The organism is Myroides marinus (genome assembly GCF_900109075.1).
Lineage (GTDB): Bacteria > Bacteroidota > Bacteroidia > Flavobacteriales > Flavobacteriaceae > Flavobacterium > Flavobacterium marinum_A.
This window is the reverse complement of sequence record NZ_FNYS01000002.1, coordinates 223,350-241,978: the sequence shown is the minus strand read 5'-3', so window position 1 is coordinate 241,978 and position 18,629 is coordinate 223,350. Positions and strand designations below refer to the sequence as shown.

Below are 18,629 nucleotides of genomic sequence, written 5' to 3'. Positions count from 1 at the left end.
TTGATTAAGATGAAAATTAAATATATAAAATATGCTTTATTGTCTACAGTATTAGCTTTAGGCTCATGTAGTAAAGATTATTTAGACACTCTTCCAACTAATCAAACAGCTCCAGAAAATGTATTCAAAACTACAGAGACTGTAGCTATGGCTGTGAATGGGTTAGCAAAAATTATGACAGCTCAACATAATGCACAAGGATATAATGGCGAAGGAACAATAAAATTGCATTATGGTGAAATGCCTGGAAATAATTCAAGAAAAGATATATTATCTGCAGTAGCTAATTTTGAGTATTTAGAGAATACAAATCATGCACATAATTCTTACCCATGGCATTATTACTATATGTTAATTACTAATGCTAATGCAATAATTGACAAAGTAGATGGTGTAGATGGACCTGCTAATGAAAAGAAATATTTAAAAGCACAAGCTTTAGCTTTTCGTTCATATGCTTATACAATGCTAGTTCAACTTTATGGAAATCGTTGGGTTGATTCAAATAAGGGAGAAACTAAATCTGTTATTTTAAGATTAACTCTTAATGATCCTAAAGAAATGCCATTGTCGCCTTTAAAAGAGGTGTATGCTCAGATTTATAAAGATTTAGATTTAGCTATTCAATTATTTGAAGAAAGTGGTTATAAGAGAGCTGGGACTAATAATTTTATGATAGATCTGAACGTAGTTCATGCTATTTATGCTAGAGCAGCACTAAATAAACAGGATTATACAGTTGCATTAAAAGAAGCAGGGCTTGCAAAGAAAGGGTATCCTTTAATGTCTGTAGCAGATTATAAAGATGGTTTTTCAAACCCTAATAAAGAGTGGATATGGAGTAGTTATGGTGCGACTGATGAGCAGTTACATTATTTTTCTTATGGTGCTTATATAGGATATAATTCAAACGCTAGTGCAGTAAGAAACTCTCCAAGTCGTATTAGTAAAGAGCTTTATGAAACTATCCCAGCATCAGATATTCGTAAAGGGTTATTTATGGATCCTACCGGGTATTCAGATAAAGACTTTAGTGTTGATAGTGGATTAACTGTTACTAAGAGCCCATTAGACTTGAATATTCGTTCTAAGTTTCCAGATATAGCTTCTGATGCTAGAACAGCCGCTTATATGCAAGTAAAAATAAAGAATAATGCCAATCCGGGGGTTGGACATATAAATCATTTCCGTTCTTCGGAGATGTATTTAATAGAAGCTGAAGCATTACATTTCTTAGGACGTGATTCTGAGGCTGCAAAGTTATTAGAAGAATTAACTAGAAGTTCTGGTAGAGATGCGAACTATACTTGTTCTAAATCTGGTAAAGAGTTATTTGAGGAGATAGTTAAATATAGAGGTATTGAATTATGGGGAGAAGGATTTGATTGGTTTGATTACAAACGATGGAATAGAACTATTAGTAGAAAGTTAGGGTCTGACGGAGGAAATGCAAGTCCAACATTTGCAAAAGAATTTACTCCAGAAATGAATAACAAATGGACATGGAGAATACCTAAAAAAGAATCGGATTTTAATCCAAACATATAATAAGTCTTAGATTATAAAGAATTAGTTAGCATTAAAAGGCTGTCCATATAAGGGCAGCCTTTTTGCTTTTGCATATAAATGACATTGATAACATACAGTTAATCTTAGTTTTAGATAGAATGTATATTTTTGATGGATATAATTCTAAATGTTAATGTTAGAGTTTTTTGTAGAATAAATGTTTGTAAAGTCTTTGAGTTTAATAGTTTTGTAAACAGAAGCCTTATTAAAAACATATACAAACCTTAATTAAAAGATGAAAATCAGAACAACCTTATTTGCAGCAGTAGGCTGTATGTTCTCTTTGACTGCATTAGCAGGAGGGACATTACCGAAACCAAAGTTAGTAGTAGGAGTAGTAGTTGACCAGATGAGATGGGACTACTTATATAGATACTACGATCGCTATTCAGATAATGGATTTAAGCGTTTATTAAACGAAGGATTTTCAAGTGAGAATACTTACATAGATTATGTACCTACGTATACAGCTATTGGGCACAGTACAATTTATACAGGTAGTGTACCAGCTATTCACGGTATAGCTGGTAACGATTTTATTATCCAAGCTACAGGAGAGAGCATGTATTGTACTCAAGATGATAGTGTAGAAGGAGTAGGTGGGGGAGCTGGTAAGATTGGTAAACAATCACCTAAAAACTTACTAGTATCTACAGTTACTGATCAATTGAGATTAGCTACTAACTTCCAATCCAAAGTGGTTGGTATTGCTATTAAAGATAGAGGTGGTATCCTTCCTGCTGGACATTTTGCTAATGCTGCGTATTGGTTAGATGGTACTACAGGAGATTGGATCACTAGTACATATTATATGAAAGATCTACCTAAATGGGTTAAATCATTTAATAAAGAAAAATTAGCTGATAAATACTTTAAACAAGGATGGAATACACTTTATCCTATCAATACTTATGTATTAAGTACAGCTGATGATAATGTTTACGAAGAGCCTTTTAAAGGAGAAGACAAACCTGTATTCCCTCGTAATTTAGTTAAATTGAAAAAGGATAATGGATATGACTTAATTAAGGCTACCCCATTTGGTAACTCATTAACTCTTGATTTTGCTAAAGCAGCGATTGATAGTGAAGAACTAGGAGCTAACCCTGCAGGTGTTACAGATTTCTTAGCTGTAAGTTTATCATCTACAGATTATGTAGGTCACCAGTTTGCGATTAACTCTATCGAGGTAGAAGATACTTATTTAAGACTTGATGCTGATTTAGGTGAATTCTTAACTTATTTAGATAAGAAAGTAGGGAAAGGAAACTATACACTTTTCTTAACTGCTGATCACGGTGCAGCTCATAATCCTAAGTATTTTGCTGATCAGAAAGGTAACGCAGGTTACTTCAATACAGCAGAAGCAAGAAAGACTTTGAACGAGAAGTTAGAGAAGAAGTTTGGAGAAAAAGATATTATCAAAAGTCTTACAAACTACCAAGTTCACTTAAACAATGCTCTTGTTGAAGAAAAAGGACTTGAGGAAGAAGATATCAGAGAATACATCGTTAGAGAGATGAAGAAATTAGAAGGTATTGCTTTTGTTACTGATATGGATGATGCAGCATCAGCAGCTATTCCTGCTAAGATTCGCGAGCGTATCGTTAATGGATATAATATCAAGAGAAGTGGAGTTATCCAGTATATCTTAGAACCACAATGGTATAGTGGTAAAAAAGATAGTAAAGGAACTACACATGGTACTTGGGGTTCTTATGACGCTCATATTCCTGCAGTATTTATGGGATGGGGAGTTAAACCAGGTAAGACTATCCGCGAGACTCATATGACTGATATAGCACCTACTATTGCTGAAATATTAAAAATAGAAGTGCCTAATGGTAACATAGGAACACCTATTCACGAAGCAGTAGATGTAAAATAATAAGTATTATACTCTATATAGAAAGTCGCTTGTAGTAATACAGGCGACTTTTTTGTTTCTGTAATTTAGATTCAATTTTAATAAAGTAGTGTAAAATATATTTTATAGATTTGGGACTTAGACACAAAAACACCGTTATATGAAAAAAAGGTACCTACTTTTTGGTTTCGTTTTTGCTGTAAGTGCTTCAATGCATGCACAGTATAAGACTGTAACTAAAAAAGATGCTAATGGGTTTACTTACGAGTATGTAGAGAATGACCCTTCTAAAGCTAGAGTGTATACATTAGGCAATGGCTTAAAAGTATATCTAGCACAGAACCACGACGAACCACGTATACAGACTTATATACCTGTTCGTACTGGTTCTAATAATGATCCTGAAGACAGTACAGGTCTAGCTCACTATCTTGAGCATATGGTGTTTAAAGGAACATCTAAGCTAGGTACTATTAACTGGGCTAAAGAGCAAGAGCTAATCAAACAAATCTCTGATTTATATGAGCAACATAAAGCTGAAAAAGACGTAGAGAAGAAAAAAGCTATTTATAAAAAGATAGATGAGATTTCTAAAGTGGCGTCACAGTATGCAGTTGCTAACGAGTATGATAAATCTGTAGCTTCTATTGGAGCAACTGGTACTAATGCACATACTTGGTTTGACGAAACAGTTTACCAAAATACGATTCCTTCTAATGAGCTAGAGAAATTCTTATTAATCGAGAGTGAGCGTTTCTCTGAATTAGTATTGCGTTTATTCCACACTGAATTAGAAGCAGTATACGAAGAGTTTAATAGAGGACAAGATAATGACTATTGGGCATCTCATGAGGCAATGATGAAGTTATTATTCCCTGCATCTCACTATGGTACTCAGACTACGATAGGTACTTCAGATCACCTTAAGAACCCTTCTATGGTAGCTATTAATAACTACTTTAACCAATACTATGTTCCTAATAATATGGCAGTAGTATTAGTTGGAGACCTTGAGTTTGAATCTACTATTAAGTTGGTTAATGCTTACTTTGGAGCTATGAAGAAAGCAACTCAACCAGTTGAGTATATTGCTAAAGAAGCTCCTTTGACTAAGATTCAAACTAAAGATATCTATAGCCCACAGAGTGAGCGAGTAGAAATAGGTTTCCGTTTAGGAGGTATCCAAACTAAAGATGCTATCTACTTAAACTTGATTGATATGTTATTGAGCAATGGTCAGGCAGGTATCATTGACTTAGATGTTAATCAAAAACAAAAGACATTATATGCAGGTAGTTCTCCTATGATTATGAAGGATTACTCTGTACACCAACTTACAGGTATGCCTAACGAAGGACAAACTGTAGAAGAGGTTAAAGACATCTTATTAGCACAAATCGAAAAGCTTAAGAAAGGTGAATTTGATGAATGGTTATTAGAAGCTGTAGTTAATGACTTCCGTAAGAACTCTATGGAAGCTTTAGAAAGCAATGAAGCAATGGCTACAGAGATGTACCAAGCATTTATCCATGGACGTACTTGGGAGCAGTCAGTATCTGACTTAGAACGTATGTCTAAAGTGACTAAACAAGAAGTAGTTGACTTCGTGAACGCTAATTATAAAGACAACTATGTAGTTATCTATAAGCGTCAAGGTGAAAACAAAGACTTAGTACGTGTAGAGAATCCTGGTATTACGCCTATTGATTTGAATAGAGACAGTGAGTCAGAATTCTACAAACGCTTAAAAGGAATTGATGTAAAAGAGATTGCACCTGTATTTGTTGACTTTAATAGCGCTATTCAAAAAGAGAAAATTGGCAAAGGGAACAGTCAATTATACTCTATTAAAAATACTACTAATGACCTATCTACTGTGACTTATATTACAGAAGTTGGTTCTGATAATGACAACAAATTATCATTAGCTATTGGATATTTAGATTACCTAGGTACTAGTAAATATTCAGCTGCTGAGATTAAGAAAGAGTTCTATAAATTAGGTATTTCTTATGGTATTAGTACTGGTACAGATAAAACATATATTACTGTAAAAGGACTTAAAGAAAACATCCCAGCAGGTATTAAATTATTAGAACATTTAGTAACTGATGCTAAAGCAGACGCAGATGCTTACGCGAATATGGTTGATCAAATCCTTAAAGGACGTGTAGATGCTAAATCAAGCAAAGGAGGAATCCAGAGAGCATTGAATAGCTATATCGTATCTAATGGAGAGTTAAGTCGTTTTAAAGACATCTTAAGTGAGAAAGAATTAAAGACTATTAAACCAACAGAATTAGTTGGATTAATTCACAACTTCTTTGATTATAACAACGATGTATTCTACTACGGTAATGATAAAGATACAGCTAAGAAAGCTATTGTAGAAAACCACAATTTAGGAAAAGGTAAGAAAGTACCTGCAGCTAAGATCTATCCAGAACCAGCTACAGACGGAACACTATACTTCGCTCCTTATGACATGGTTCAAGCAGAGATTACTTATAGAGCGAGAGAGAGCAAGTTTAACAAAGACTTACTAGCGACTAGTTCTGTATTTAATAATTACTTCGGAGGAGGTATGGCTTCTGTTGTATTCCAAGAGATTCGTGAGTCTAAATCATTAGCTTATTCAGCTTATGCATACTATATGAATGCAGCTAAGGCTGACAAACATAACTATGTAATGGCTTATGTAGGAACTCAAGCTAATAAACTAGGGCAAGCAGTAGATGCAATGATGGAATTAATGAATGATATGCCACAAGGCGAAAGTCAATTCCAGAATGCTAAGAATACTGTACTTAAGAATATCGCTACTCAGCGTTATACTAAAGCACAAATATTCAACTACTGGTTAAGCTTAAAAGAAAAAGGACTTGACTATGATATCAATAAAGACATCTATAATCAAGTAGAGAAAATGCAGATGACTGATCTAGTTAACTACTTTAATAAATATGTAAAAGGTAAAACTTTCAACGTAGGTTTATTAGGTAAGAAAGAGAACTTAGACTGGGAAGCTGTTAAGAAAATGGGTAAAGTAAAAGAACTTAGCCTAGAAGACTTATTTGGATACTAAGATTAAGTTTTAAACTATATATCATTGAGGCTTTACACATCGTGTAAAGCCTCTTTTGTTATTTTTAAGCAACTATTAAGCGTTTACTAATATTTGTGTTGATTCAATAATAAAGAGCCTTTAAAACGCTTATATTTAAATAAGTACTGGACTAAAATTAAAACGCCCGATATAAGTGATAAAACCTTATATCGGGCGTTGTACATTTATACTAAGCTTGGTTAGAGTCTAACAACTCTATGTACTCAAGACCTTGTTTTATAGTTTTTACGTTTTTAAATGTCAGGAGTAGTCTCAGTCCATTCTTTGTTTGTTTCTCTTTCATCTCACAGATATTAGAGCGATGCTGTACGAATGTAAGCACCTTTCTAAACTTATTTGATTGATAGAACCCTGACTGTTGGTCACCTAAGAAGTAGCAAATCATCTTACCTTGTTTCATTACTATTTTTTCTATTCCCATATTAGCCGCATGCCATTTGATACACAAGCTGTTTAAAAGTGCCACAGCTTGACGTGGCAATGGCCCAAATCGATCTATTAGACGTTGCTCATACTGCTGTAATATATCTTCGTTAGGGATAGTACTCAGTTCGTTATATAAGTTTAGGCGCTCAGTGATATTATTGATATACTCATCAGGGAACAGTATTTCGAAGTCAGTATCTATCTGAGTATCCTTGACAAATACTTTGTTTTCTTCTTTGTTCTCTTCTTCGTACAGATCCTTAAACTCGTTAGCTTTAAGTTCCTCGATAGCTTCTTGCATAATCTTTTGATATGTCTCGAAGCCTATTTCATTGATAAATCCACTTTGTTCACCACCTAGTATATCTCCAGCACCTCTAATCTCTAGATCCTTCATCGCTATATTTAGACCACTTCCTAAGTCGCTGAATTGCTCTAAGGCTTGTATCCTCTTACGAGCTTCTTCTGTCATAGCAGAGTATGGAGGACAGATAAAGTAGCAAAACGCTTTCTTATTGCTTCGACCTACGCGACCTCTCATCTGGTGTAGATCCGATAGACCGAAGTTATTTGCGTTATTAATTAATATTGTATTCGCATTAGGAACATCTAAACCACTTTCGATAATGGTAGTAGCTACTAGTACATCAAATTCTCCATTCATAAAAGCTAACATCAATTCCTCTAGCTTTTTTCCTTCCATTTGACCATGACCAACACCTACTTTAGCATCAGGTACTAAGCGCTGTATCATACCAGCTACCTCTCTGATATTTTCTATGCGATTATTGATAAAGTACACTTGACCACCTCTCTCTATCTCATAAGACACAGCATCTCTAATCACCTCTTCGTTAAATCCTACTACATTAGTCTCTATAGGATATCTATTAGGAGGAGGAGTACTTATCACAGATAAATCACGTGCAGCCATTAGTGAGAACTGAAGTGTACGTGGGATAGGGGTTGCAGTCAGTGTAAGTGTATCTACATTCTCAGAGATAGTCTTTAACTTGTCTTTTACAGCCACTCCGAACTTCTGTTCCTCATCTATAATTAGCAGGCCTAAGTCTTTAAATACAATACCTTTATTAACTAATTGATGTGTACCGATTAAGATATCTATCTTTCCATCGTGAAGATCTTGAAGTATCTCAGCCTTCTGCTTAGCAGTTCTAAATCTATTGATATAAGACACACGTACAGGCATATCCTTAAGACGCTCACTAAAAGTCTGGTAGTGCTGGAAAGCTAAGATAGTAGTAGGTACTAGTATTGCTACCTGTTTACCATTATCCACCATCTTAAAGGCAGCTCTTATCGCCACCTCAGTTTTACCAAAACCAACATCACCACATACTAATCTATCCATTGGTCTCTCTTGTTCCATATCAGCCTTTACCTCTTGAGTAGCTTTAAGCTGATCAGGAGTATCCTCATAGATAAACGAACTCTCTAGTTCGTGTTGTAAATAACTGTCTGGAGCACACTGAAACCCCTTCTGTAGACGGCGTTTCGCGTATAGTTGTATCAAGTTGAAGGCTATGTGTTTTACACGAGCCTTAGTCTTATTCTTTAATGTTTTCCAAGCCGAAGATCCCAGCTTGTGTATTTTTGGTACAGCACCATCCTTGCCATTGTACTTAGAGATCTTATGCAGAGAGTGTATACTCACATACACGATATCATTATCAGCATATACTAGCTTTATCGCTTCTTGTGTTTTGCCCTCTACTTGTATCTTTTGTAATCCGCCGAACTTACCGATACCGTGGTCTATATGCGTTACATAATCCCCCACAGATAGAGAGTTAAGTTCTTTAAGCGTTATAGATTGTTTCTTGGTATACCCGTTCTTGATATTAAACTTGTGGTAACGTTCGAATATTTGATGGTCAGTATAGCAGACGATTTGTTTTTCCTCATCTATAAACCCTTCGAATATAGGCATTACTACAGTCTTAAAAGCCTGTACTACCTTATGATTATCATCCTCTTTAAGTGATTCGAATATATCCTTGAAGCGTTTTGCTTGATTTTCATTAGCACAGAATAGATAATTGTAATACCCATTGTCTGTATTTTCGTTTAAGTTGCGAGCTAGTAAGTCAAACTGCTTGTTAAACGAAGGTTGTGGCTTTATGTGAAACTCAACAGTCTTATTAATATCAAGTAGTCTAGTATCATTTAACTCTAGAAGAGTAAACAACTCTAGTTTATGTAAAAACGATTGACCATCTAAGAACATATCTTTAGGTTCTTTGTGTTTCAGGTCTTTGTTTAGCTTTTCGAATGTAGTAGTAGCTCTTTCGAAGTGTCTGTTTAGCTGATCTACACTCATCGCCGTATTCTGTGTAAGTACTATAGTCTTCTCAGAAATATAATCTAAGAAACTCTCTCTAACCTCAGACGAGAACTTATTCTCTACGTTAGGGATAATCGTAATCTTCTTTTGTCTTTCTACAGATAGCTGAGTTTCTACATCGAAGGTACGTATACTATCTATCTCATCCCCGAAGAACTCTATACGATACGGATTGTCATTAGAGAACGAGAATACGTCTATAATACCACCACGTACAGAGAATTCACCTGGCTCCGCTACGAAGTCAACTCGCTTAAAGTTGTATTCGAATAGCACCTCGTTTACGAAGTCGATAGACATTTTATCTCCTTGCTGTACCTTTAAGGTGTTTTTCTCCAATACCTTTTTAGTAACTACTTTTTCAAAGATTGCTTCTGTATACGATACGATAATAGCAGGCTTCTTACGAGAACTAATTCTGTTTAATACTTCTGCACGCAGTAGTACATTCGCATTATCAGTCTCTTCTATCTGATAAGGTCTTCTATATGACCCAGGATAGAATAGAACATCCGTTTTATTAATTAGTGTCTCAAGATCGTTGAGATAGTATGCAGCCTCTTCTTTATCATTAAAGATTAGTAAGAAGGGAGCGTCTAGCTGAGTGAAGAGACTCTCTATTTGAAAAGAAACAGCCGAACCTATTAATCCCTTCAGATATATTTTATTCCCTCTAGACTGTAAGTCTTGGAGAAGTTGTTTAGTCTTTGAAGATTCTTTAAATCGTTGTTTAATTTCCATTATTCAGTTACATTTTCAGTTGTAGGATTAGCTCTTCGCTCATTGTCTATAGCCTCTAGCATTTCTGCTTCCCCTTCTTCTTGTGGTATATTTGCTTTTCTAATGTTTTCTTCCATCTGAGCAGTTAGTAGTCTAAAAGCTCTATTGACATATTTGATATCGTGATCTAATTTCTTGATATCTATAGGTTCTACTTCTAAGAACATATTCAGATTATTTAGAGCAGTTTGTAATAAAGATACCCTAGTCTTAATGTCAGGAAGGTTTAGTTCTGCAGGATATTCTTGATAAGTCAGAGAAGATATTAACTCTGCTAATCTCACAGACCTTTTCTGAAACGCACCTATAGAAGATACAGGTTTAAGTCTTACTTCTTGAGCTAGCTCTTGCCAAGGTTTCCACTCTTGTAATATTTGGTCTAACTCAGGAGTAGTCTCAGGAATACGCAGGTTCCAATTCTTTGTTAGGAACTCATATACACTATCATTGTGTTGAGTAAGTTTTAATTCTTGTTCTTTCTCAAATCTGTTATCATCTTTACAAGAGAATGTTAAGATAGAAACTAAGAATAGTAATGGTAAAAGTATATAAGAGTTGCTTTTCATTTTTTCAAAATGTTTTAGATGCCAAATTTACAAAGTTATCTACATTTTATATTACTTGCATTGTCAGATTGTTATATAAGTTATAAAGTTGTAGTAATGTTTATTGTGAAAATTGATTTGTAATCGTAGTTAAACTATATTTGTGTACTTTTTAAATACACAAACAATGGGAACCAAAATTCTTATAATCGGAGCTTGTGGACAGATAGGTTCTGAGCTAACGCTTAAATTAAGAGATGTTTATGGAAGTGAGAATGTAATCGCTTCTGATATTAGAGAAGGTAATGAAGCTCTTATGAGTTCTGGACCTTTCGAAACATTAAATGCTATGGAGTTTGAATCTGTTAAGTCAGTTATCGAAAAACACCAAGTAGAAGAAGTTTATTTAATGGCAGCTTTGTTATCAGCTACTGCAGAGAAAAACCCAGCATTTGCTTGGGATTTAAATATGAACTCTTTGTTCCACGTATTGAACCTTGCTAAAGAAGGATTAATTAAAAAGATATTTTGGCCATCATCTATTGCCGTTTTTGGACCAACAACACCTAGACATAACACACCTCAGTATACTGTAATGGAGCCAAGTACTGTATATGGTATTTCTAAACAAACAGGAGAACGCTGGTGTGAATATTACTACAACAAATTTGGAGTAGACGTACGTAGTATCCGTTACCCAGGTTTAATCTCTTGGACTACACCTCCAGGTGGTGGTACTACAGATTACGCTGTAGATATATTCTATAAGGCTATTGAGGATAAACACTATAACTGTTTCTTATCTGAGGGGTCAGCTCTTCCGATGATGTATATGGAAGATGCTCTTAATGCTACTGTAGGTATTATGCAAGCGAAGAAAGAAGATGTAAAGATTCGCTCTTCTTATAACTTAGGAGGTATCTCATTCACGCCAGAAGAGATCGCTGCTGAGATTACTAAACATATTCCTGATTTTACTATCGAGTATAATCCAGACTTTAGACAAGCTATCGCTGATAGCTGGCCAGCTAGTATCGATGATACATCTGCACAACAAGACTGGGGATGGAACCATAAGTATGACTTATCTTCTATGACAGAAGTAATGTTAGAAAACTTAGAAAGAGAATTAAAGAAATAAGTCTTTATATAAACGATAAGCCAGCTATAAGCTGGCTTTTTTTGTATTTTAGCATACTTAATTAGAGAGTAGTTCTCTAACGTGTAACTTTATAATCGTATTATGATTTTTATTTGGCAATTTTTTCTATTAGTATTACTTATATTAATACCGTATAGCCTGTATAGAGTAGGTAGAGCAGATCTAGAATATAATTATAAGATTATTTGGTGTTTATTAATCATATTCGTGCCTGTACTAGGTGCTATTGCATACTTACTAGTAGGAAATAGTAAAAAAACAAGCCAGCTATAATTAGCTGGCTTTTTTATTTTCTCAATCTTTTAAATACTAGATTGTATAGAGGTACTACTACTATTATCAATGCTATGATAGCCAATGCTAGGATAGCACTACTGTTAATAGCCGTTGCAGTTCGTAATATTATCGTGATTATAAATAGGATTGCTCCTAAAAGTAATAACTTTACATTTTTATCCATGCTTAGTTTTTTATTGCAAAAATAAGGTTTTAGTTTAACTTATTGAATAAATAGATCACTAATGGACTTACTATCATCACAAAAGACAGTAGAACGATAAAGTAAGCTAACTGCGCTCCGATAATATTCAGATAAAACAGGGTAAATGACAGGGCAAATAAAGCGATGCCAATTAGAAATATAACTTGATTTCTTCTCATGGTCATTTCATTAAAGTGTGGTACTAATTTAGTTATTTTAGAGTAGATATCAAATTTTATATCTGTACAACAGTGTTGATTATAAAACAATTATTAATTTTAGTAAATAGAAAATATACGATATATGAATGCATTAGTTTCAACAACTTTAGATAGAGCTAACCAATCTTTTCTAGAATGGAAAAGAGTGAGTATAGCAGAGAGAGTGGTTTACCTTCAACAAGTAAAAGCTAAATTATTAGCTAATCTACAGGAGTATGGTAAGTGTATGACACTAGATATGCATAAACCTATAAGGCAAGCAGTAGCTGAAGCGGAGAAGAGTGCAAGGCTGATAGATTATTATATCGACAATGGAGAAGAGATATTAAAAGGACGTACGATAAAGACTGACTGGACAGAGACTTATACAGTGAATGATCCGCTGGGGGTAATATTAGGAGTAATGCCGTGGAACTTTCCGTTCTGGCAAGTGTTTCGCTTCGCTATTCCTGCGATATTAGCTGGTAATACTGTAGTAGTGAAGCATGCTAGTAATGTACCTCTAAGTGCTAAAGCACTAGAAGACTGCTTTAGCATAGAAGGATTTGAACAAGTGTATTTTAATATTACAGTGTCTGGTAAGGAGGTAGATGCTATCATCGAGTCTCCTATCATTAAGGGGGTATCTCTGACAGGTAGTGAAGCTGCAGGTAGCTCAGTAGGTAAAAAAGCAGGAGAATTAATCAAACCTGTGGTGCTAGAGCTAGGAGGTAGTAATACCTTTATCGTAAGAGAAGACGTAGATATCGATGCTATAATACCGACTGCTATCAATGCTAGATTTCAGAATACCGGTCAAAGCTGTATAGCAGGGAAGCGATTTTTAATTCATAACTCTATAAAACAGGAGTTCACAGATAAATTGGTAGAAGCAGTTAAGTTGATTAAGTTTGGCGATTTAATGGACCACGAAACGAATATCGGACTTATGGCGAGAGAAGATCTAGCTGTAGAATTAGAGACAATCATGAATGACTCAGTGAAGATGGGAGCTAAGGTGTTAGTAGGAGGTAAGCGCGATGGAGTTAAATTTGAACCAACTGTAATCACTGATGTCACAGATCAGATGCCAGCGTTTCAGTTAGAGACTTTCGGTCCTCTAGCTGTGATAGTAGGGTATGAGACATTCGACGAAGCTATCTCGATGAGTAATGATTCGAGATTTGGGCTAGGAGTGGCGATGTTTAGTAAAGATGTTGAATATTTAAAGTCGAAGGTACACGAGTTTGACGAAGGGGCTGTATTTATCAACGAAATGGTTATTTCTGACCCTAGAGTACCCTTCGGAGGTAATAAGTTCTCAGGAATAGGTAGAGAGATGGCAGAAGAAGGACTATTATCATTTGTAAACAAAAAATCAGTTGTAATTAAGTAAGGCGGTTATCATATATATTGTCGTGTTATGCTAGATAAGTTTTTTGAGTTTTGGACTACAATACACTTTGTAGACATCATTGAGTTTTTTGGTACTTGTGCTTTTGCTATTTCGGGTATCCGTATGGCCTCAGCGAAGAGTCTTGATTGGTTCGGTGCATTAGTAGTAGGATTTGTCACTGCTACAGGAGGAGGTACATTACGTGACCTTCTATTAGGCGTTACTCCATTCTGGATGTTAAACAGTGTTTATGTATGGTGTACCATTATAGCATTATTCTTTGTAGTAGTCTTCAGAAAACAGTTAGTGCATCTAAACAATACATTCTTATGGTTTGACGGTATTGGTCTTGGGTTGTTCGTAGTAGTAGGTACTGAGAAGACGATGTCACTAGGCTATCCATTTTGGGTAGTGGTGATCATGGCTACTATCACTGGAGTAGTAGGAGGTATCGTCAGAGATATCATGATTAATGAAATACCAGCTATCTTTAAACAAGAGTGGTACGCATTGACTTGTATTTTCGGAGTGATGATCTATTATACTTTAGATTTTTTTAATGTAGGTACAGTTTTTACACAACTATTTTGTGCTACATCTGTTTTTGTAATTCGTTTGATAGCAACCCGTTATAAACTCGGGCTTCCGACACTCAAAAGCGAAGATTAAAAAAGTTTGATTTTTTTTATTTAAATGTTTGCAGATACTAAAAAACGTTATATATTTGCACCGCAATAAAGGTAATACACCTTCCTCCTTAGCTCAGTTGGTTAGAGCATCTGACTGTTAATCAGAGGGTCCTTGGTTCGAGCCCAAGAGGGGGAGCATAAGAGAAGCCAGTCGTAAGACTGGCTTTTTTATTTGGTATAGATTCTATTTAGTAGAATTCCATTTTCTTTTCTTCTTATGATTTCTTTGCTATCCCTCTAGCTTATCTTTTATACTTCTATTCAATATAACTCGAAAAACTTAGCTAATTACGGTCGTTTTTTAATTCTGTAATAGTACGTTTTGGGTTGTATTTATCTATATAGTGTATCGATTTTACTAATTGGGGTGTTTTTTTTAGAAAATAATTGAAGTTATTTCTAGCTGATTATGAGTTAGTTTTGTTTTAGAAGTAAATTTTTTTGACAAAAAATGCTCGTTAAACGTAGAAAACGTGCGGTATTTGGTCAAAAATATATATATTTGCAATGCAATAAAGGTAATACACCTTCCTCCTTAGCTCAGTTGGTTAGAGCATCTGACTGTTAATCAGAGGGTCCTTGGTTCGAGCCCAAGAGGGGGAGCATAACAGAAGCCAGTCTTACGACTGGCTTTTTTATTTGGTTATATTTTCATTACTTTTATTTTTGATAATTCCTCCTAGATCATTTCCTCTTTTCTTTTATTTAGATCTATAGTAGATCCTTTGGGTACGAGTTGGCTACGGTTTTGAAAACACCCTTCTAACCCAAGTAAACACTAGAAGTTACCGAACACTATCCAAACAAAACTAAAATCATTTATATTAAAATGCTGTAATTCAGTATTTTATTTGTTTTTTAAAACTTCATATGTGGTCAAAAAGTGCAGGAGAGGTCATTTTAACCAAATGAGGGCAAATCAATTGAGCATTAATGAGAGATTAAGTGTGATGTGGCTATGTGAAAATATAGTTTGAATAGGAGTTTACTTAGCTTTGTTTTTGGGGTAGGTATAGTATGCATTGTGTTATTTAAGAATATGTCCTTTGTTATTAGTTTTTGAGTACTTTTAGTAGAATAAAGTGTTATTAGAGAAATGGAAGAAAAATTTGCTGAATGTATTCCTTATGATAATAGTATCAAAGGAAGGATAGGTGGTAATGTGCCTGGTATAATAGAAAATGATATTCCTGAGGGATATGTGTTTTATGCTACAATAGTGCATCCAGATATGGAGGATAAGATGTTGTCTATTTTGATATATGAGGATTTTGAAATATTGCTTGATAAGTCGATTTATCCAGATATAGCTGTAAGAGTGATAGAACATGATTACTCTACGATGAGTAATAAGCAATCTGGTATAAAGGACTTAGGAATATGTTCTATATCTGAATATACTAGTAAAAGGATGGATGAAGAAGAAGCAATACTTATTAAATGTTATGGTGCTCCTGACCTAATCCAAGAAGAATCTTTTTATATTGAACCTTTAGAGAAAGATAATTATAGTTTTTATCTTATGATAGATGAGGATGGTTATAATACTGAAATACTTGGTGATTATGTTTTTATGTATGGAGCTTTGTATCTATATAAACATAATGAGACAGGTAAGGTGATAGCTGGTTACTGGCAATGTAGTTAGAAGATAGATTTAGAGTATGGAATAACTATGTATTGATATAAACACTCCCAATAAGATGTCCTATTGGGAGTGTTGTTCTGATTATTGTAGAGGTTAAGTGTCTTATTACTGTCCTTCTGTATTAAAATTGACCATCCACTGAATACCGTATTTGTCTATAGCCATCCCGAAGTAGTCCCCCCAGAAGGCATCGGCGATAGGCATAGTTACTATACCGCCTGCTGATATCTTTGCGAATAGTGTGTCTGCTTCCTCTTTAGAGTCTGCTGAGATAGATATAGAGAAGTTATTACCCATGACTAACTGCATTGGGGTACTACTAGTTATATCGCTTCCCATTAAGATCGATTGTCCTATAGGTAGTGAGACGTGCATAATCTTATGTTTGTCTTCTACGGATGTTACGTATTCAGGACTGTCTGGGATACTGTCAAATCTGACTAAGTATGCAAATTCTCCTCCAAATACAGATTTGTAAAAATTAAATGCTTCTTCACAATTACCATCAAAGGTTAAATAGGTGTTCGTTGTTGCCATATTAACTAATTTAAGTTGTTAACTATGAGGCAATTTAGAAAAAAAGAGCGTTCGTATGTTGAGGTGTTTTGAGATAAATTATAACAATCTTTATTTTTTGAGGAATGATAAGGTATGAGCTGAGGTATTTGTGCCTTTATATTCGAGTTATGTGATTAAAAAGTATTGTTTTTGAATGAGTTGTTATATAATTTATGACATTTTTATTTACTAAAAACTGCTTTTTATCATGTATTATGAATTTACAATGTACAATCTTTGTACTAGCATAATAAAATAACTAACACTATGAAACAAAGAGTTCCTGTATCACAAATTATGGCTAAAGCTCTTATAGCTGTGCCTACGAACAAAAAATTGAGCGAAGTAAATCAGTTATTTATCGAATACAATATTCGACACATTCCAGTGGTAGAAGCTGAGACTGTGGTAGGAATAGTGAGTAGTAATGATATCCTTAAGATCGGATACGGAGTGTCAGATCTAGATAAGGATGCGTTAGATGCTATCTATGATGCATATAAATTAACTGATGTAATGACTAAGAATCCGATAGTGGTAACGGATGAAACGAGTATTAAAGACGTGGCAGAGATATTCTCTAAACAACAGTTCCACTCTCTTCCTGTAGTGAATAAAGACAATGAGCTACAAGGAATAGTAACAACAACAGATATGATCAATTACTTGATCGCACAATACTAATTTGTACTTTTTTTAAGTCCCCACAAACAACCTTTTAGGCAGAAATAATAAATGGTAACATAGCGCAGTTTATCACTATTGTAAATAAAAAGGTTTTGTATGAAAGTATTCATCTTTGCTAGTCATAGATGAGTACTTTTGTTTTTTATGGAAGGCTGATTTACTTTTTATTGTTGTAATAAAGAGGAAGTATTAAGAATGAGAGTGCTCCTAATACAACTACAATAGCAGTCTGTGTAGTCCATAATATCCAACCAAATGCGGTACCTGCTACTGTGGATATACCATATAGAGATAGTAGCTCGGCAATAATAAGCGGAAAGGCTCCAAAACCTCCATTAGTAAACGATACAGCAAAACTGCCTGCTACGAATGCTGACATAACGATGGGGAAGCTCAGTGTACTGGTGGATGCTAGGGCATGTGTGCCAAAGTAGAAGGTGGCTATATATCCAAACCAAATTAAGAAGGTATGAAATAGAAATCCTGCTCGATGTGGCATCTTAAAAATACTGATAGCACCTTCAGTTAATCCTTTTACTTTTTGTTTAATAAAGAGAATAATTCTCCATTTACTGTAATAAAATATCGCGACTACTACTAAGAAGCCTGTTAAGGCTATAGTACCTAATATGGCTAGTTTTTCTATGGGTACTTTAGCTAATAAGAAGTCTTTTAGTACTTGATACTGTAATAATAATGCAGCTAATACACATATAAGTAAACAGATTAGATCTATTACTCGCTCAGATACTATAGAGCCAAACCCTTTGTCAAAAGGGACTTTCTCGTATTTCTGTAATACAATAGCTCGTGATACTTCTCCAGATCTAGGTACGGTAAGATTGAGCAAATAACCAATGGAAATGGCCATAAAATTAGTAGAAGTAGAGACAGGGTGCCCCATGTAGTTTAGTGCATATTTCCATCTATAGGCGCGTGCCCAAAGGCTCAGTAAAGAAAAGAATGAGGAGATGAGAATATAATTGTAATTCGCATCTCTAAATTGAGATTTCATCTCCTCAATCTGTTGGTCAGTAAATTGACTATAGGCATAATAAACCAAAAAAACTCCCAACAAAAGTGGGAGTAGTATATTAGTTAATTTACTGATATTTTTTTTCAAAAAGAG

15 protein-coding genes and 2 tRNA genes are annotated in these 18,629 nt (G+C 34.7%); 11 read left to right on the top strand and 6 right to left on the bottom strand.

All coding sequences use genetic code 11. The features are described from left to right. Positions 1–9: 9 nt before the first annotated feature. The 3 genes from BMX53_RS03440 (at position 10) to BMX53_RS03430 (ending at position 6,521) form a co-directional block, all read left to right on the top strand. Positions 10–1,548, top strand: coding sequence for a RagB/SusD family nutrient uptake outer membrane protein (locus BMX53_RS03440; RefSeq protein WP_074744685.1), 1,539 nt, complete (start codon positions 10–12; stop codon positions 1,546–1,548). A gap of 256 nt (positions 1,549–1,804) precedes the next feature. Next, positions 1,805–3,457: an alkaline phosphatase PafA gene (gene pafA, locus BMX53_RS03435; protein ID WP_038985277.1), complete on the top strand. Its 1,653-nt coding sequence runs from the start codon at positions 1,805–1,807 to the stop codon at positions 3,455–3,457. 139 nt (positions 3,458–3,596) lie between these two features. Further along, positions 3,597–6,521 (top strand): M16 family metallopeptidase, encoded by a 2,925-nt coding sequence (locus tag BMX53_RS03430; RefSeq protein WP_074744683.1) that lies wholly within the window; start codon positions 3,597–3,599, stop codon positions 6,519–6,521. Positions 6,522–6,732: 211 nt separating this feature from the next. On the opposite strand, the gene mfd is transcribed toward BMX53_RS03430, so the two are convergent. Both mfd and BMX53_RS03420 read right to left on the bottom strand, forming a co-directional pair. Beyond that, positions 6,733–10,095 carry a transcription-repair coupling factor gene (mfd, locus tag BMX53_RS03425; protein ID WP_074744681.1) on the bottom strand — a complete coding sequence of 1,121 codons (3,363 nt, stop codon included), beginning with the start codon at positions 10,093–10,095 and terminating at the stop codon, positions 6,733–6,735. Further along, on the bottom strand, positions 10,095–10,700 hold the full coding sequence (locus tag BMX53_RS03420; protein ID WP_074744679.1) for a hypothetical protein: 606 nt from the start codon (positions 10,698–10,700) through the stop codon (positions 10,095–10,097). Before BMX53_RS03420 ends, mfd begins: the two co-directional genes overlap by 1 nt. Positions 10,701–10,866: 166 nt before the next feature. Here BMX53_RS03420 and BMX53_RS03415 point away from each other — a divergent pair, with 166 nt between their 5' ends. Together BMX53_RS03415 and BMX53_RS03410 are read left to right on the top strand one after the other, a co-directional pair. Further along, positions 10,867–11,820 carry an NAD-dependent epimerase/dehydratase family protein gene (locus tag BMX53_RS03415; protein ID WP_038985281.1) on the top strand — a complete coding sequence of 318 codons (954 nt, stop codon included), beginning with the start codon at positions 10,867–10,869 and terminating at the stop codon, positions 11,818–11,820. Between the two features lie 102 nt (positions 11,821–11,922). Then, a complete protein-coding gene (locus tag BMX53_RS03410) occupies positions 11,923–12,114 on the top strand; it encodes a PLD nuclease N-terminal domain-containing protein (RefSeq protein WP_242651202.1) in 192 nt (63 codons plus the stop codon). A gap of 13 nt (positions 12,115–12,127) precedes the next feature. Here BMX53_RS03410 and BMX53_RS19065 read toward each other — a convergent pair whose 3' ends face one another. Next, positions 12,128–12,301 (bottom strand): hypothetical protein, encoded by a 174-nt coding sequence (locus BMX53_RS19065; protein ID WP_167357236.1) that lies wholly within the window; start codon positions 12,299–12,301, stop codon positions 12,128–12,130. A gap of 29 nt (positions 12,302–12,330) precedes the next feature. Further along, a complete protein-coding gene (locus BMX53_RS19060; protein WP_164071954.1) occupies positions 12,331–12,501 on the bottom strand; it encodes a hypothetical protein in 171 nt (56 codons plus the stop codon). 124 nt (positions 12,502–12,625) lie between these two features. Between BMX53_RS19060 and BMX53_RS03405 the strand changes: the two genes are divergently transcribed. The 5 genes from BMX53_RS03405 (at position 12,626) to BMX53_RS03385 (ending at position 16,255) form a co-directional block, all read left to right on the top strand. Continuing rightward, complete coding sequence (locus BMX53_RS03405; RefSeq protein WP_074744677.1) at positions 12,626–13,918, top strand: aldehyde dehydrogenase family protein; 1,293 nt, start codon at positions 12,626–12,628, stop codon at positions 13,916–13,918. Positions 13,919–13,945: 27 nt separating this feature from the next. Continuing rightward, positions 13,946–14,587, top strand: a complete 642-nt coding sequence (locus BMX53_RS03400) for a trimeric intracellular cation channel family protein (RefSeq protein ID WP_038985285.1) — start codon at positions 13,946–13,948, stop codon at positions 14,585–14,587. A gap of 82 nt (positions 14,588–14,669) precedes the next feature. Then, positions 14,670–14,743: transfer RNA gene (locus BMX53_RS03395), tRNA-Asn, on the top strand. 393 nt (positions 14,744–15,136) lie between these two features. Then, a tRNA-Asn gene (locus tag BMX53_RS03390) sits at positions 15,137–15,210 on the top strand. A 493-nt stretch (positions 15,211–15,703) separates the two neighbouring features. Further along, positions 15,704–16,255, top strand: coding sequence for a hypothetical protein (locus BMX53_RS03385; RefSeq protein ID WP_074744675.1), 552 nt, complete (start codon positions 15,704–15,706; stop codon positions 16,253–16,255). Positions 16,256–16,360: 105 nt separating this feature from the next. Here the strand turns inward: BMX53_RS03385 and BMX53_RS03380 are convergent, their stop codons facing one another. Next, entirely contained in the window at positions 16,361–16,792 is a 432-nt protein-coding gene (locus BMX53_RS03380; protein ID WP_074744673.1) for a VOC family protein, read from the bottom strand. Between the two features lie 288 nt (positions 16,793–17,080). Between BMX53_RS03380 and BMX53_RS03375 the strand changes: the two genes are divergently transcribed. Further along, a complete protein-coding gene (locus tag BMX53_RS03375; protein ID WP_063176970.1) occupies positions 17,081–17,497 on the top strand; it encodes a CBS domain-containing protein in 417 nt (138 codons plus the stop codon). Positions 17,498–17,657: 160 nt separating this feature from the next. Here BMX53_RS03375 and BMX53_RS03370 read toward each other — a convergent pair whose 3' ends face one another. Next, positions 17,658–18,623: a lysylphosphatidylglycerol synthase transmembrane domain-containing protein gene (locus BMX53_RS03370; protein ID WP_074744671.1), complete on the bottom strand. Its 966-nt coding sequence runs from the start codon at positions 18,621–18,623 to the stop codon at positions 17,658–17,660. Between the last annotated feature and the right edge of the window lie 6 nt (positions 18,624–18,629).

Coding starts and splice junctions, on each gene's coding strand:
- BMX53_RS03440 (WP_074744685.1), top strand. CDS start 10: ATGAAAATTAAATATATAAAATATGCTTTATTGTCTACAGTATTAGCT.
- pafA (WP_038985277.1), top strand. CDS start 1,805: ATGAAAATCAGAACAACCTTATTTGCAGCAGTAGGCTGTATGTTCTCT.
- BMX53_RS03430 (WP_074744683.1), top strand. CDS start 3,597: ATGAAAAAAAGGTACCTACTTTTTGGTTTCGTTTTTGCTGTAAGTGCT.
- mfd (WP_074744681.1), bottom strand. CDS start 10,095: ATGGAAATTAAACAACGATTTAAAGAATCTTCAAAGACTAAACAACTT.
- BMX53_RS03420 (WP_074744679.1), bottom strand. CDS start 10,700: ATGAAAAGCAACTCTTATATACTTTTACCATTACTATTCTTAGTTTCT.
- BMX53_RS03415 (WP_038985281.1), top strand. CDS start 10,867: ATGGGAACCAAAATTCTTATAATCGGAGCTTGTGGACAGATAGGTTCT.
- BMX53_RS03410 (WP_242651202.1), top strand. CDS start 11,923: ATGATTTTTATTTGGCAATTTTTTCTATTAGTATTACTTATATTAATA.
- BMX53_RS19065 (WP_167357236.1), bottom strand. CDS start 12,301: ATGGATAAAAATGTAAAGTTATTACTTTTAGGAGCAATCCTATTTATA.
- BMX53_RS19060 (WP_164071954.1), bottom strand. CDS start 12,501: ATGAGAAGAAATCAAGTTATATTTCTAATTGGCATCGCTTTATTTGCC.
- BMX53_RS03405 (WP_074744677.1), top strand. CDS start 12,626: ATGAATGCATTAGTTTCAACAACTTTAGATAGAGCTAACCAATCTTTT.
- BMX53_RS03400 (WP_038985285.1), top strand. CDS start 13,946: ATGCTAGATAAGTTTTTTGAGTTTTGGACTACAATACACTTTGTAGAC.
- BMX53_RS03385 (WP_074744675.1), top strand. CDS start 15,704: ATGGAAGAAAAATTTGCTGAATGTATTCCTTATGATAATAGTATCAAA.
- BMX53_RS03380 (WP_074744673.1), bottom strand. CDS start 16,792: ATGGCAACAACGAACACCTATTTAACCTTTGATGGTAATTGTGAAGAA.
- BMX53_RS03375 (WP_063176970.1), top strand. CDS start 17,081: ATGAAACAAAGAGTTCCTGTATCACAAATTATGGCTAAAGCTCTTATA.